Source organism: Streptomyces sp. NPDC002076, from assembly GCF_053593835.1.
In genome coordinates, this window is record NZ_JBSFDI010000019.1 from 168,304 (window position 1) to 182,703 (window position 14,400).

13 protein-coding genes are annotated in these 14,400 nt (G+C 73.1%); 6 read left to right on the forward strand and 7 right to left on the reverse strand.

What is annotated here, in order from left to right:
- The first annotated feature begins 43 nt into the window (after positions 1-43).
- From ACWCQS_RS33425 to ACWCQS_RS33435, 3 genes are all read left to right on the forward strand, one after another.
- The gene (locus ACWCQS_RS33425; RefSeq protein WP_309506048.1) at positions 44-91 is read left to right on the forward strand and encodes a hypothetical protein; all 48 of its coding nucleotides are present in this window, start codon (positions 44-46) and stop codon (positions 89-91) included.
- A gap of 77 nt (positions 92-168) precedes the next feature.
- The gene (locus ACWCQS_RS33430; RefSeq protein ID WP_451007930.1) at positions 169-702 is read left to right on the forward strand and encodes a cysteine dioxygenase; all 534 of its coding nucleotides are present in this window, start codon (positions 169-171) and stop codon (positions 700-702) included.
- Positions 699-1,115 carry a rhodanese-like domain-containing protein gene (locus tag ACWCQS_RS33435; RefSeq protein ID WP_451007931.1) on the forward strand — a complete coding sequence of 139 codons (417 nt, stop codon included), beginning with the start codon at positions 699-701 and terminating at the stop codon, positions 1,113-1,115. Before ACWCQS_RS33430 ends, ACWCQS_RS33435 begins: the two co-directional genes overlap by 4 nt.
- Before the next feature lie 62 nt (positions 1,116-1,177).
- Here ACWCQS_RS33435 and recX read toward each other — a convergent pair whose 3' ends face one another.
- The gene (gene recX / locus ACWCQS_RS33440; RefSeq protein WP_451007932.1) at positions 1,178-2,047 is read right to left on the reverse strand and encodes a recombination regulator RecX; all 870 of its coding nucleotides are present in this window, start codon (positions 2,045-2,047) and stop codon (positions 1,178-1,180) included.
- A 3-nt stretch (positions 2,048-2,050) separates the two neighbouring features.
- The gene (gene recA, locus ACWCQS_RS33445) at positions 2,051-3,178 is read right to left on the reverse strand and encodes a recombinase RecA (protein ID WP_451007933.1); all 1,128 of its coding nucleotides are present in this window, start codon (positions 3,176-3,178) and stop codon (positions 2,051-2,053) included.
- Between the two features lie 311 nt (positions 3,179-3,489).
- Between recA and ACWCQS_RS33450 the strand changes: the two genes are divergently transcribed.
- Entirely contained in the window at positions 3,490-4,236 is a 747-nt protein-coding gene (locus ACWCQS_RS33450; protein WP_451007934.1) for a hypothetical protein, read from the forward strand.
- Positions 4,237-4,314: 78 nt separating this feature from the next.
- Here ACWCQS_RS33450 and ACWCQS_RS33455 read toward each other — a convergent pair whose 3' ends face one another.
- On the reverse strand, positions 4,315-5,451 hold the full coding sequence (locus ACWCQS_RS33455) for an AI-2E family transporter (protein WP_451007953.1): 1,137 nt from the start codon (positions 5,449-5,451) through the stop codon (positions 4,315-4,317).
- A 226-nt stretch (positions 5,452-5,677) separates the two neighbouring features.
- Complete coding sequence (locus tag ACWCQS_RS33460) at positions 5,678-5,872, reverse strand: DUF3046 domain-containing protein (RefSeq protein ID WP_388635657.1); 195 nt, start codon at positions 5,870-5,872, stop codon at positions 5,678-5,680.
- 80 nt (positions 5,873-5,952) lie between these two features.
- Here ACWCQS_RS33460 and ACWCQS_RS33465 point away from each other — a divergent pair, with 80 nt between their 5' ends.
- Positions 5,953-6,897 (forward strand): hypothetical protein, encoded by a 945-nt coding sequence (locus tag ACWCQS_RS33465; protein ID WP_451007935.1) that lies wholly within the window; start codon positions 5,953-5,955, stop codon positions 6,895-6,897.
- A 95-nt stretch (positions 6,898-6,992) separates the two neighbouring features.
- Here ACWCQS_RS33465 and ACWCQS_RS33470 read toward each other — a convergent pair whose 3' ends face one another.
- The 3 genes from ACWCQS_RS33470 to ACWCQS_RS33480 are packed head-to-tail and all read right to left on the reverse strand — an operon-like array spanning position 6,993 to position 9,024.
- A complete protein-coding gene (locus ACWCQS_RS33470; RefSeq protein WP_451007936.1) occupies positions 6,993-7,301 on the reverse strand; it encodes an AzlD domain-containing protein in 309 nt (102 codons plus the stop codon).
- Positions 7,298-8,074: an AzlC family ABC transporter permease gene (locus ACWCQS_RS33475; protein WP_451007937.1), complete on the reverse strand. Its 777-nt coding sequence runs from the start codon at positions 8,072-8,074 to the stop codon at positions 7,298-7,300. The genes ACWCQS_RS33470 and ACWCQS_RS33475 overlap by 4 nt, the downstream gene beginning before the upstream one ends.
- Before the next feature lie 23 nt (positions 8,075-8,097).
- Complete coding sequence (locus ACWCQS_RS33480; RefSeq protein ID WP_451007938.1) at positions 8,098-9,024, reverse strand: helix-turn-helix domain-containing protein; 927 nt, start codon at positions 9,022-9,024, stop codon at positions 8,098-8,100.
- Positions 9,025-9,313: 289 nt separating this feature from the next.
- Here ACWCQS_RS33480 and ACWCQS_RS33485 point away from each other — a divergent pair, with 289 nt between their 5' ends.
- Entirely contained in the window at positions 9,314-14,305 is a 4,992-nt protein-coding gene (locus ACWCQS_RS33485; protein ID WP_451007939.1) for an ATP-dependent helicase, read from the forward strand.
- The last annotated feature ends 95 nt before the right edge of the window (positions 14,306-14,400 follow it).

Genomic DNA, 14,400 nt, shown 5'->3' on the forward strand with positions numbered 1-14,400 from the left:
GACCATGACCGACACCTGTGTGCGCCTGTGGCGGAGGGTCCATATGGACCTCGTCCGCTATGCGGGCTGCGTGTGTCGCCCGTCCTGCTGACTTCGCATTCCTCTTCCTGTCCGGGCGCCGCAGTGCGCCCGTTCCGCGAACCTTCTTCAGGCTTCAGGACGGTGTACGTGTCTGTCTCCCCCGCTCCCGTGTCCCCTGCCGTCGGCTCGGCACCCACCCAGGCGGACCTCCTCGACTTCGTCCGGCGCACGGCCGCCGACGCCGAGCTGATCGCCTCCCTTCCGCTCGACCCGGAGGGCCGCACCTGGGTGCGGCTGCAGGGTCCGGGCGGCAGCGAGGCATGGCTCATCGGCTGGCCACCCGGAACCGGCACCGGCTGGCACGACCACGCCGACTCGGTCGGCGCGTTCCTCACCGCGTCGGGCGTTCTCAAGGAGAACTCGCTCGCCGCCCGGCTGCCGACCGACGGCTGGAAGACCCTGGAACTCACCGAGGACGTGGACCGCGCACGCCGGATGCCCGCGGGCGAGGGCCGCTCCTTCGGCCGCCACCATGTCCACGAGGTCCTCAACGAGTCCCCAGACGAGCACGCGATCTCCGTGCACGCCTACTACCCACCCCTGCCGCGCATCCGGCGCTACAGCCGTACGGGGCATGTGCTCCGCCTCGAGCAGGTCGAACGCCCGGAGGACTGGCAGTGAGCGGCACCATCGGTCAAGCCCCGGTCGGCATCGACGAGTTGCTGGAGCGGGTGCGCGCCGACTACCGGCGCATCGAGGCTCGCGAGGCGCACGAGGCGGCGCGGACCGGCGAGGCGCTGCTGGTCGACATCCGGTACGCGGCCCTGCGCGAGCGGGACGGGCTGATCCCCGGCGCTCTCGTCATCGAGCGCAACGAACTGGAGTGGCGTCTCGATCCCCAGGGCAGCCACCGCGTCCCCGAGGCAACCGGCCACGACCTGCGCGTCGTGGTCATCTGCAATGAGGGCTACGCCTCCAGCCTCGCGGTCGCTTCCCTCCGGCAACTGGGACTGCACCGGGCCACGGACCTCGTGGGCGGCTTCCAGGCGTGGCGGGCGGAGGGCCTCCCGGTGGAGCCGACGACGCCCTGTTGACCCCACCGCGGACGCGGGGAGATCGCAGAACCCGACAGCTCCACGCCCTGCGCACCGAAGACTCAGAAGTCGCCTTCTCCCAGGAAGTCCGTGTCCTCGCCCTCTTCCTCCAGGGCCTGGCGGACGACACGGAGGGCCATGCCCTCGGGGTAGCCCTTGCGGGCGAGCATCCCGGCGAGTCGGCGGAGCCGCTTGTCACGGTCGAGGCCACGGGTGGCGCGCAGTTTGCGGTCCACGAGCTCGCGGGCCGTCGCCTCCTCCTGCTCGGAGTCGAGCTGGGAGACGGCCTCGTCGATCAGCGTCTTGTCGACCCCTTTGGTGCGCAGCTCCTGGGCCAGCGCCCGGCGCGCAAGCCCCCTGCCATGGTGCCGGGACTCCACCCAGGCGTCGGCGAACGCGCTGTCGTCGATCAGCCCGACCTCCTCGAACCGCGACAGCACCTCCTCGGCCACGTCCTCGGGGATCTCCCGCTTGCGCAGAGCGTCCGCGAGTTGCTTGCGGGTGCGCGGGGTCCCGGTGAGCAGGCGCAGGCAGATCGCCCGTGCCCGCTCAGCCGGGTCCCCTGAAGACTCCCCCCGCTCGGCCCTCGACGAGGAAGGGGCGCCTTCGTCCTCATCGGGCGCGTCCCCGAAGCCGCGCCGCCGCCGGCCGCGCCCGCGCTCGCCCCGCGGGCCGACGCCGCCTCGGGAGCGCCGGCCGGGCGAGCCGCCCCCGTACGGCTCGTCGCCCGTGTCGTCCCGGTGGGCGCCACCGGCATCCCCGTACCCACCGGAGCCGCGGTACTCGTCCTGCCCGTCGTGACCCTCGTAACCGTCGTCCGGGTATCCGTCGTCACCGCCCGGGGCGGCGCCCGGATGGCCCCCGGTGCCCCTCCCCCGTGGGGCACCGGGGGTGGCGTACTCGTACTCGGCCCAGTCGGTTCGTCGTGTCACGGGTCAGCTCTTGGCTGCGGCGGCCTTGGGCTTGGTGGCCTTGGCGGCTGCCGGGGCGGGCACCGTCTTGGCGTCGCCGGCGGCAGCGGCGGTGACCGCAGCGTCCCCGCCCGGCTCGGCGGCGGGCTCCTCCGGCCGGACACCGACGCCCAGCTTCTCCTTGATCTTCTTCTCGATCTCGTTGGCCAGATCGGGGTTGTCCTTGAGGAAGTTACGCGCGTTCTCCTTGCCCTGGCCGAGCTGGTCGCCCTCGTACGTGTACCAGGCGCCGGCCTTGCGGACGAAGCCGTGCTCCACGCCCATGTCGATCAGGCCGCCCTCGCGGCTGATGCCCTGGCCGTAGAGGATGTCGAACTCGGCCTGCTTGAAGGGCGGGGCGACCTTGTTCTTCACGACCTTGCAGCGGGTGCGGTTGCCGACCGCCTCCGTGCCGTCCTTCAGGGTCTCGATGCGGCGGATGTCGATACGCACCGAGGCGTAGAACTTCAGCGCGCGGCCACCGGTCGTGGTCTCCGGGGAGCCGAACATCACGCCGATCTTCTCGCGGAGCTGGTTGATGAAGATCGCGGTGGTCTTGGACTGGTTGAGCGCGCTGGTGATCTTCCGCAGGGCCTGGCTCATCAGCCGGGCCTGGAGACCGACGTGACTGTCGCCCATCTCGCCCTCGATCTCCGCGCGCGGGACGAGCGCGGCGACGGAGTCGATGACGATCAGGTCGAGGGCACCGGAGCGGACCAGCATGTCCACGATCTCCAGGGCCTGCTCGCCGTTGTCGGGCTGGGAGAGGATCAGGTTGTCGATGTCGACGCCGAGCTTGCGCGCGTACTCGGGGTCGAGGGCGTGCTCCGCGTCCACGAAGGCGACCTGACCGCCGGCCTTCTGGGCGTTGGCCACGGCGTGCAGGGTCAGGGTCGTCTTACCCGAGGACTCCGGGCCGTAGATCTCGACGACACGGCCGCGCGGCAGGCCACCGACGCCGAGGGCGACGTCGAGCGCGGTCGACCCGGTCGGGATGACCTCGATGGGCTCCTTCGACCGCTCGCCCATGCGCATGACCGCGCCCTTGCCGAATTGCCGTTCAATCTGCGCGAGCGCGGCGTCGAGCGCCTTCTCGCGGTCGGTTCCTGCCATGGGTTCCACCCGGTTTGCTTGAGTCGATCGCTTCACGTCAAAGACGCTAACGCCTGCCACTGACAATGCGCCCCGACGCAGGCCCAGCCTGTGGATAACCCTGGGACTTCTTCCCGCAAAACGGGACGAAATCCACCGCCCAAGCCTCGCCTGAGCCTCCATAAGAATGGATGTTCGATTTTGGTGTCAAGCGCACCACGCGGTGCCCTGAACGCGTGCTCCGGCGCCCCGCACCGCTACTCCCGGCGGCGTACGGCGGGTGTCTTCGGCCGGACGACGACCGGGCGTGCCGCTCCCAGGAGCCTTGGCCCATGAACAATCCGCGCGCCGTCGACCGCCTCTGTCATGCGACGGGGCTGCTTCTCGTCCTGTCCGGTCTCGTGCACCTGGGGGTCTTCGCGGTCGACGGGGGCCCGTGGTTCGGTCCTGTCTCCTGGCGCAAGCCCGTCACGTTCGGACTGTCCTTCGGGCTGACGCTCATCGCGATCACATGGGTCACGTCGTATCTGCGCGTCGGCCCCCGGCTGCGCTCGGCCCTGCTGCTCGTCTTCGCCGCCGACTGTGTGGTGGAGGTCGGCGGGATCACCCTCCAGGCGTGGCGCAGGGTGCCCTCGCACCTGAACATGGAGACCCCCTTCGACACGGCGGTGTCCATGACGCTCGCGGTGGGCGGCGGTGTCCTGGTCGCCCTGCTCACGGTGTTCGCCGTCGCGTCCTTCCGGCACCGGCCGACAGGCCCGGCCGCAATGCCGCTCGCGGTCCGCTCCGGGTTCGCGATCCTGCTGGTGGCACTGGCCTCCGGGGCGGCGATGATCGCGCGCGGGGTCGTACTGACCCGCACCGGCCATCAGGAGGCCGCCTACCGTTCGACGGCCCCGCTCAAGCCCCTGCACGGCGTGAGTCTGCACGCCGTGCTCGTCCTGCCCGCGCTGGCCTGGCTGCTGTCCCGCTCGCCCTGGAGCGAACGGACACGCCGGCGGATCGTGGTCACAGCGGTCGGCTGCTATACGGCGGCCGTCGCCGGAGCGGGAGTGTGGGCGGTGCTGACGTACCGATGACGGGACCGAGGCGGCACCGGCTCACCCCGTGCTTCTCCGGTCACCGGCCCGCGACATCCGTTTCCGAGGCGCACCGCCCTACGACAACTCCTCCGGCTCGGGCTGCGCGACCCGCGGTCGGCGTATCCGCGCCAGCACCCCGGCACCGCCCGGGCCCCGGCCCCGGTGCCCGTGCACCCTGGGGTCGTCCGTGACGGCGTAGCGCTTCACATACGCCCCGAGGAACGCCTGGAGGGTGGCCACCGCCGGGATGGCGATCAGCGCGCCGACGGCGCCCAGCAGCGCGGTGCCGGCGATGACCGAGCCGAAGGCGACCGCGGGGTGAATGTCGACGGTCCTGGCGGTCAGCTTGGGCTGGAGCATGTAGTTCTCGAACTGCTGGTAGACCACCACGAAGGCCAGCACCCACACCGCGTACCAGGGGTCGACGGTGAACGCGATCAGCATCGGCAGCGCGCCGGCGAGATAGGTGCCGATGGTCGGGATGAACTGCGAGACCAGGCCCACCCAGACGCCGAGCACGGGCGCGTACGGCACGCCGAGGGCCTGGAGCAGGATGTAGTGGGCGATGCCGGAGATGAGCGCCATCAGGCCGCGCGAGTAGAGGTAGCCGCCCGTCTTGTCGACGGCGATCTCCCAGGCGCGCAGCACCTCGGCCTGGCGTGCGGGCGGCAGGACGGAGCACAGGGCGCGGCGCAGCCGGGGACCGTCGGCCGCGAAGTAGAAGGAGAACAGCCCCACCGTCAGCATCTGGAACAGCCCGCCGAGCACCTGTGCGGAGACGTCGAGGACACCGGCGGCGCTGTTCTGCGCGTACTTGCGCAGCCACTCGGAGTGGAGCAGGCCCTCCTGGACGTCCACCCGCCGCAGCTCGGTGTGGAAGCTCTCATTGATCCAGTTGATGAGCGAGTCAAGGTAGTCCGGGAAGCCCTCGACCATCTTGATGATCTGGCCGGCCAGCATGGAGCCGAGCAGGGTGACGAACCCGGCGACGGCGATCGTCAACCCGAGGAAGACCAGGAAGGTGGCCAGCCCCCGGCGCATGCCGCGGGCGGCCATCCGGCTCACCGCGGGCTCGATCGCGAGGGCCAGGAAGAACGCGATCAATATGTTGATCAACAGCCCGGTCAGCTGGTGGAAGGCCCAGCTGCCGAGCTGGAACGCGGCGATCAGCGCGAGCGCGAGCACCATGGCGCGCGGCAGCCAGCGCGGCATGCGGCCGACCGCGGCGACGGCGTCGGGAGCCGTGGGCCGCTCGGGCCGTGTCGTGCCGTTCGGTGCCGCGTCCCGGGTCAGCGACTCGTTGTCCTCGTCAATCGGTGCCACGGGCCAAGTCTCGCCCACGCCACCGACAACCGGCGCCCACCTGCGATCTTCGTGACCGATCGGTGCCGTACGGCCGGCCTCTTCGGGGACGAATCGGAATCTTCCAGGCAGCGCGTCAGCGCCGCTCGCCCGGCACGTTCATGACCGTGCAGACCACGCGCCACACGTCCTTCGCGTCCCAGCCGGCGTTCAGCGCCTCGTGCACCGTGCGCCCGCCCAGCTCGGACATGACGTGATCGCGCGCGAAGGTGTCGGCGTACCCCGGACCGAAGTGTTCCGCCATCCGCTGCCAGAAGACCGTCAACCGCATGACTCCAGTATCCCGCCCCTGGGGGTGGGCCCCGGCCGGGAGCGCTTGCCGAGACCGCTTTCCGTCCTACGGTCTGACGCATGGCCGAAACAGGAGCTTCCCCACTCCCTTCCACGCCCCCGGCGCGCTCCCCGCTCTTCCGCGCCGAGCAGTTCGTGTGGCTCACCGCGCGCGTGCTGGAGCAGCGCCTCTTCGCGTACCACTTCCTGCACGGCACCCCGGACGCGGTCGAAGCGGCACTGGACGCCTACCGCAACGAGGACGGCGGGTACGGGCACGCGCTGGAGCCCGATCTGCGCGGCCCCGTGAGCCAGCCCCTGCACTCTGCGCACGCGCTGCGCGTCCTGGACGAGATCGGGCGCTGCGGCGGGCAGCGGGTCGAGCGCGTGTGCCGCTATCTGACCTCGATCTCCACCACGGACGGCGCCCTGCCGGCGATCCATCCCAGCCAGCGCGGATATCCGGTGGCACCGTTCGTCCCGGTCGTCGACGACCCTCCCAGCGAGCTGCTCGCCACGGGACCGGTGGTGGGGCTGCTGCACCGCAACGAGGTGTGGCACGCCTGGCTGTTCCGGGCCACCGACTTCTGCTGGCAGGCCGTGGAGTCCCTGGAGAAGTCCCATCCGTACGAGGTGGAGGCCGCCGTGGCCTTCCTGGACTCCGCTCCCGACCGCTCGCGCGCTGAGGCCGCCGCGGACCGGCTCGGCCGCCTGGTGCGGGAGCAGCGGCTCGCGGCCCTGGAGCCGGACCGGCTCGACGCGTATCCGGTCGCGCCCGGTTACGCTCCGGGCGAGCATCACTTCCCGCACGACTTCGCCAGGACTCCGGACTCGCTCGCGCGCGCGTGGTTCACGGACGACGAGATGGCACGCTCCCTGGACCACCTGGCCGCCGAGCAGCAGGACGACGGCGGCTGGCCGATCCGGTGGCACCAGTGGGCACCGGCCCCCGCGCTGGAGGCACGCCCCCGGGTGACGATCGAGGCACTGCGCACCCTGCGGGCGTACGGCCGTTTCGTGGGCTGAGCCAGTGCCGTACGCCCGCCCGCCCGGCGTCCGGGCCCCACCGGTTCGCGCACGGAACCGCCTCGTGAGCCGCGTCGGCCCGCGTCGGTCCCGCGTCATCCGCCGAGGGCCCGTACGCCCGCCGTCACGATCACGGCCGCCGCGACGACCAGCAGGAACGGCGCGCGCAGCACCAGCGCCACAGCAGCCGCGCCGAGCCCCGCGACCCGTGCGTCCAGCACGATCCCGTGCCCGTCGGCGAACGTCTGCTGAGCCGTGAGCGCGGCGAGGAGGGCGACGGGCAGCAGGGCGGCGATCCGCCGTACGAACGGTCGCTCCATGGCGCCCGCGGGCACCAGCAGCCCGGCGAGCTTGACGGCGTAGCAGCCGAAGGCGGTCAAGGCGATCGCTGGCCAGGTGTTCACCGGTCCTCCTCCGCTGCGGCGCCGTCGTTCGGTCCGCTCGCCGGCTCGCCCTGTGGGCCGCGTGGCCTTCTGCGTCCCTCGGCGAGGAGAGCGATCGGTGCCGCCAGGGCCGCCACCAGGACCGGGGCGCCGGCCGGGAGGACGGGCAGCAGACCGAGGCCCAGCAGGACCGCCAGGGCGGCGACCGCGCGCTCGGTGGTCGTCCGCAGCATCGGCGCGAACAGCGCCAGGAACACGGCGGGCCCGGCCGCGTCCAGTCCCCACGCGCGCGTGTCGCCGATCGCCTTGGCGCCGAGCGCGCCGAGCAGCGTGGTGAGGTTCCAGAGCGCGTACAGCGTGAGCCCGGTGACGGTGAAGCCGATCCGCCGGGCGCGCCGGGTCGGCTGGGCCAGGGTGACCGCCGTGGTCTCGTCGATCACCCACTGGGCCGCGAACGGCCGCACCCCGCGCGGGAGATCGAGCAGCTGCGACAGCCGCAGCCCGTAGAAGGCGTTGCGCACGCCGAGGAAGAAGGCGCCGGCGGCCGCCGTGAACGGACTGCCTCCCGCGGCGAGCGCTCCGACCAGGGCGAACTGGGATGCGCCGGTGAAGACCAGGAGGCTGAGCGCGCAGGTCTGGAGCAGTCCGAGCCCGCTGCCGGCGGAGGTCACCCCGAAGGCGAATCCGGACAGGCCGACGGCGACGCCGACCCCGAGGGCGTCCCGTACGACGGCCCGGTCGGGCTTGTCCGCGCCGTCGGCGGTCATGTCCGCGAGTGCTGTCTGCTGTGCCACGCCGCAGACGGTACGGACGTCCCTCACCCCGGGTCTTGTACGTTCTTGCACCCGCGCATGTTCTTCGGCTCGCTATTGTTCCTGCGCTCGCGCTGGTAGGCGCCCGGGGGCACGCCGATGATCCGGGTGAAGTGCCGGTTGAGGTGCGGCTGGTCGGTGAAGCCGACGGCGGTGGCCGCCTCGGCGGGGGGCGACCCCGCGTCCAGCAGGAGTCGCGCGCGGCGCACGCGGGCGTCGGTCAGCCAGGTGTGCGGCGGCATGCCGTAGGTGTCGCGGAACGCCCGCAGGAGCGCGAACGGGCTGGTGCCGAGGTCGGCGGCCAGCCGTTCCAGGGTCGGCGGCGCGGCCATCCGCTCGTCCAGCACCGCACGCGCGCGTGCCGCGATACCGGCTCCGGCCGTGCGGACCGGGCGCTGGGACAGCGGTCCGCCGTTCAGTCGCAGCAGTCTCGTCACGGCGACCCGCAGCAGGGTGTCGGCGGCCAGCGCGTTGCCCTCGTCGGCGGCGCGCAGCACCTGGTGGACCAGGCAGACGGTGTAGGGGTCGTCGAGGACGGGACTGACGAAACCCGGCGTGCCCCGGATGGTGGTGGTCTCGGCGGCGATCGCGGCGACCACTTCGGGCGAGGGGTAGACCGCGCCGTACCGCCAGCCCTCTGGGACGCCGGCGCGCCCGGTGTGGGCGGTGTCGGGGTTGACCAGAGCGAGGGCTCCCGCGCCCGCGGACACGTCGGAGCCGCGGTGGTGGAAGACCTCGACGCCGTCGGCTATGGCCGCGATCACGAAGTGCTCATGGGTGTGCCGGACGAAGGTCTTGTGGATGTACCGGGCCCGCAGCAGGTCCACGCCCGGCAGGTCGTCGTACCGCCAGTGCCGCGCACGCTCCACCGGCCGACGCCCGCCCGTCTTCCCACCCGTCCGTTGCTCGCCCCGCCGAGCCGCACCCGCCATGCGCCCATTGTCCGCCCACCGCTAACGCCCGGCCTCGGCACGCTCCCGCACCACCACCCGCAGCCGCCGCTGGCTCCGCGCACCATCACCGCCAGCCGCCACGCTCACGCCGGCACCGCCCACTCACAGCCGCCGCTCAGGCCACCGCCACCAGCCGCCGCTCAAGCCCGCGACACCACCGCAGCCGCCATCACATCACTCCCGCCGACCGCCTCCCTCGACCCACTCCCGCCGCACGGCGTTTGCCCAGGTCAGGGTGATTGTCAGTGGCCGGGTGCAACATGGACGCATGGTCAGCTCCGCACACCGAGCCCTCGACGGCTTCTCACCCGCGACCCGCGGCTGGTTCACGGGGGCGTTCTCCGCGCCCACCGCGGCCCAGGCCGGCGCGTGGCAGGCCATCGGTGCGGGCTCGGACGTGCTGGTGGTGGCCCCGACCGGTTCGGGCAAGACACTGGCCGCGTTCCTCGCCGCCCTGGACCAGCTGGCCGCGACCCCGCCCCCGGCCGACCCGAGGAAGCGCTGCCGGGTGCTCTACGTGTCCCCGCTGAAGGCCCTCGCGGTCGACGTCGAGCGCAACCTCCGCAGCCCGCTGACCGGCATCCGCCAGGAGTCCGTGCGCCTGGGCCTGCCCGAGCCCGAGGTCAGGGTCGGCATCCGCTCCGGCGACACCCCGGCGGCCGAGCGGCGCGCCCTGTCCACCCGCCCGCCGGACATCCTGATCACCACCCCCGAGTCGCTGTTCCTGATGCTGACCTCGGCCACGCGCGACGCGCTCACGGGCGTGGAGACGGTGATCCTGGACGAGGTGCACGCGGTCGCGGGCACCAAGCGCGGCGCCCACCTCGCGCTCTCCTTGGAGCGACTCGACGAGCTGCTGCCGAGGCCGGCCCGCCGGATCGGCCTGTCGGCGACGGTCCGTCCGGTGGACGAGGTGGCCCGGTATCTCTCGCCCCGGCGCAAGGTGGAGATCGTCCAGCCGGAGTCCGGCAAGGAGTTCGACCTTTCCGTGGTCGTCCCGGTCGAGGACATGGGCGAACTGGGCGGCTCCCCGGCGACGGACGCGGCCGAGGGCGGGGAGCGGCCGTCGATCTGGCCGCATGTGGAGGAGCGGATCGCCGACCTGGTCCAGTCCCACCGCTCCACGATCGTCTTCGCCAACTCCCGGCGCCTCGCCGAGCGGCTGTGCAACCGGCTCAACGAGATCGCCTACGAAAGGGCGACCGGCGAGACCCTGGACGAGCACCACGCCCCTGCCCAGCTGATGGGCGGCTCGGGCGCGGCCCAGGGCGCACCCCCGGTGATCGCCCGCGCGCACCACGGCTCGGTCTCCAAGGAGCAGCGCGCCCTGGTCGAGGAGGACCTGAAGGCGGGCCGGCTGCCCGCCGTGGTCGCCACGTCCAGCCTGGAGCTGGGCATCGACATGGGCGCCGTCGATCTGGTCGTCCAGGTCGAGTCGCCGCCGTCGGTCGCCTCCGGTCTCCAGCGCGTGGGCCGCGCGGGGCATCAGGTGGGCGCCATCTCCACCGGTGTCGTGTTCCCCAAGTACCGCGGCGACCTCGTCCAGGCGGCCGTGGTCACCGAGCGGATGCGCACGGGCTCGATCGAGTCCCTGAAGGTGCCGGCGAACCCGCTCGACGTGCTCGCGCAGCAACTGGTCGCGATGACGGCCCTGGACACGTGGCAGTTCGACGACCTGCTCGCCGTGGTCCGCCGTGCGGCCCCCTTCGCCTCGCTGCCCGAGTCGGCGTTCACGGCGGTCCTCGACATGCTCGCGGGCCGCTATCCGTCCGACGCGTTCGCGGAGCTGCGCCCGCGCGTGGTGTGGGACCGCGTGACCGGCGAGATCACCGGCCGCCCGGGCGCCCAGCGCCTGGCCGTCACCTCCGGCGGCACGATCCCCGACCGCGGCCTGTTCGGGGTCTTCCTCGCCGGTTCCGACCCCAAGAAGGGCGGCGGCCGGGTCGGCGAGCTGGACGAGGAGATGGTCTACGAGTCCCGGGTGGGCGACGTCTTCACTCTGGGCACGAGTTCCTGGCGCATCGAGGACATCACCCGCGACCGGGTCCTGGTCTCCCCCGCGCCCGGCGTGCCGGGCCGGCTGCCCTTCTGGAAGGGCGACCAGCTGGGCCGCCCGCTCGAGCTGGGCCGCGCGGTGGGCGCGTTCCTGCGCGAGGTCGGCTCGCTGCCCAAGGACGACGCCCGGCTGCGGCTGCTCGCGGCGGGCCTGGACGCCTGGGCGGCGGACAACGTGCTGTCGTACCTGGACGAGCAGCGCGAGGCCTGCGGCCATGTCCCGGACGACCGCACGATCGTCGTGGAGCGCTTCCGCGACGAGCTGGGCGACTGGCGGGTCGTCGTCCACTCGCCCTTCGGCGCCCAGGTGCACGCCCCGTGGGCCCTCGCGCTCGGCGCCCGCCTGTCCGAGCGGTACGGCATGGACGCGCAGGTCATGCACGCCGACGACGGCATCGTGCTGCGCCTGCCCGACGCCGACCTTATGGGCCTGGACCTGCTCGACCAGGCACCGATGAAGGCCGGCACGGAGTACGACGCCGAGCAGGCACCCGTCGGCGCGGCGGACGTCGCCTTCGACAAGGGCGAGGTCGACCAGATCGTCACCGACCAGGTCGGCGGCTCCGCCCTGTTCGCCTCCCGGTTCCGCGAGTGCGCCGCCCGCGCGCTGCTGCTGCCGCGCCGCAACCCCGGCAAGCGCACCCCGCTGTGGCAACAGCGCCAGCGCGCTGCCCAACTCCTCCAGGTGGCGAGCGAGTTCGGCTCGTTCCCGATCGTCCTGGAGGCCGTCCGCGAATGCCTCCAGGACGTCTTCGACGTCCCCGGGCTCACGGAGCTGATGGGCGACATCGAGTCCCGCAAGGTACGCCTGGTCGAGGTCACCACCCCGGAGCCGTCCCCCTTCGCCCGCTCCCTTCTCTTCGGGTACGTCGCCCAGTTCCTGTACGAGGGCGACTCCCCGCTCGCCGAGCGCCGCGCCGCCGCGCTGTCCCTGGACTCCCGGCTGCTGGCCGAGCTGCTGGGCCAGGCGGAGCTGCGTGAGCTGCTGGACGCCGAGGTGCTGACCGAGCTGGAGCGCGAGCTGCAGTGGCTCACCGAGGACCGGCGGGTGAAGGACGTGGAGGGCGTGGCCGACGTACTGCGGCTGCTCGGCCCACTGACCGACGCCGAGCTGGTCGCGCGGGGCGCGGATGCGCAGTGGGCGCGCGAGCTGGCCGGCGCCCGCCGGGCCATCAAGGTCCGGATCGCCGGCGCCGACCACTGGGCGGCGGTCGAGGACGCGGGCCGGCTGCGCGACGCGCTCGGCACGGCACTGCCGGTCGGCGTGCCCGAGGCCTTCACCGAGCCGGTCAAGGACCCGCTGGGCGATCTCCTCGCCCGGTACGCCCGCACCCACGGCCCGTTCACGTCGGCCACGGCCGCGGCCCGCTTCGGCCTGGGCGTGGCGGTCACCGAGGGCGCCCTGCAGCGGCTCGCCGCGAGCGGCCGGGTGGTGCAGGGCGAGTTCCACCCGGCGGGCATCGGCCAGGAGTGGTGCGACGCGGCCGTACTGCGCCGCCTGCGCCGCCGTTCCCTGGCGGCCCTGCGCCATGAGCTGGAGCCCGTGCCCCCGGCCGCGCTCGCCCAGTTCCTGCCCCAGTGGCAGCACATCGGCAAGGGGCACGGTCTGCGCGGCATCGACGGACTGGTGCGCGCCGTCGAGCAGTTGCAGGGCGCCTCCGTGCCCGCCTCCGCGCTGGAGAAGCTGGTCCTGCCCTCCCGCGTGGCGAACTACACGCCCGCGATGCTCGACGAGCTGACGGCCGCCGGCGAAGTGGTGTGGTCCGGCGCGGGCGCGCTGCCCGGCAAGGACGGCTGGGTCTCCCTCTATCTGGCGGACGCGGCCCCGCTGCTGCTCCCGCCGCCCCATCCCCTGGAGCTGACCGCGCTCCACCAGTCCGTACTTGACGCCCTCTCCGGCGGCTACGGCCTGTTCTTCCGCCAGATCGCCGACCAGGTCCGTGCCAACACCCACCCCGACGTCACCGACCCCCAACTGGCCGACGCGCTCTGGGATCTGGCCTGGTCGGGCCGGCTCACCAACGACACCCTCGCGCCGATGCGCTCCCTGCTGGGCTCGGGCCGTACGGCGGGGTCGACCGCCCACCGCGCCAAGCGCGCCGTCCCGCGCGGGCGCTACGGCTCCCTGACGGCCGCCGCGCGCATCGCATCCCGTACCGGTCCTCCGACGGTCGCCGGCCGCTGGTCACTGCTTCCGACGGCCGAGCCGGACCCCACCGTGCGCGCGCACGCGCTGGCTCGCACCCTGCTGGACCGGCACGGCGTGGTCACCCGCGGGGCGGTCGCCGCGGAGGGGATCGAGGGCGGCTTCTCGGCGGTGTACCGCGTGCTGTCCGCGTTCGAGGAGAGCGGCCAGGCGCGCCGCGGCTATGTGGTCGAGGGCCTGGGCGCGGCCCAGTTCGCCATGGACGGCGCGGTGGACCGGCTCCGGGCGGTGTCCAACGCCCGCGACCGCGGCGAGAGCCTGACCGCCGCGGCCCCCGGAAACGGCTTCCCGAGTCCCTCGAACGGCTTCGCCGCACCGCCGTTCCCGAACGACTTCGGCGGAGGCGACGGCCCACCCCACGAACACCCTCTCCCCGGCGCCTTCGACGGGTCGGACGGCGGTTTCGCCCACCCCGGCCTCGACGGCGACTTCACCTGGCCACCTGCGGACCCCCCGCCCGGCCCCGGCGACTACGTCTCGCCCCGCGACCTCGCCGACCCGTTCGCCTCCCCCGGCTACGGCGGCCCCAGAGGCGGCGGATCCAGCGCCTACGGCTCACCGGCGCACCGGGGCTACGGCAGTGGTCGTACGGGCATGGCCGCACCGGACCCACGTGCCGTGGTCCTCGCCGCGGCCGATCCCGCCAACGCGTATGGCGCCGCCCTGTCCTGGCCCGAGCCGCCGACCGGTGCCGGGCACAAGCCGGGCCGCAAGGCGGGCTCGCTGGTCGTCCTGGTGGAGGGCGAGCTGACGCTGTACATGGAGCGCGGCGGCAAGACCCTGCTGGCCTGGCCCGCCGGCCCGGGCACCGCGGCCCCGGACGACCCCCGGCTCCGTATGGCCGCGGAGGCCCTGGCCGCGGCGGCCCGCGCGGGCTCCCTCGGCACGGTCACGGTCGAGCGGATCAACGGCGCCCAGGCCCTGACCTCACCCATAGGCACCCTTCTCGAAGCAGCGGGCTTCGTGGCGACACCACGCGGCCTGCGCCTGAGAGCGTGACCGCGGACGGGCGGCCCCGCCACCACCACCGCCACCACCACCGCCGCTACCAGCACCGCCACCGCCACCGCCACCCGAACGCCCACCTCACCCGA

Coding starts and splice junctions, on each gene's coding strand:
- recA (WP_451007933.1), bottom strand. CDS start 3,178: ATGGCAGGAACCGACCGCGAGAAGGCGCTCGACGCCGCGCTCGCGCAG.
- ACWCQS_RS33450 (WP_451007934.1), top strand. CDS start 3,490: ATGAACAATCCGCGCGCCGTCGACCGCCTCTGTCATGCGACGGGGCTG.
- ACWCQS_RS33455 (WP_451007953.1), bottom strand. CDS start 5,451: ATGCCGCGCTGGCTGCCGCGCGCCATGGTGCTCGCGCTCGCGCTGATC.
- ACWCQS_RS33460 (WP_388635657.1), bottom strand. CDS start 5,872: ATGCGGTTGACGGTCTTCTGGCAGCGGATGGCGGAACACTTCGGTCCG.
- ACWCQS_RS33465 (WP_451007935.1), top strand. CDS start 5,953: ATGGCCGAAACAGGAGCTTCCCCACTCCCTTCCACGCCCCCGGCGCGC.
- ACWCQS_RS33480 (WP_451007938.1), bottom strand. CDS start 9,024: ATGGCGGGTGCGGCTCGGCGGGGCGAGCAACGGACGGGTGGGAAGACG.
- ACWCQS_RS33485 (WP_451007939.1), top strand. CDS start 9,314: ATGGTCAGCTCCGCACACCGAGCCCTCGACGGCTTCTCACCCGCGACC.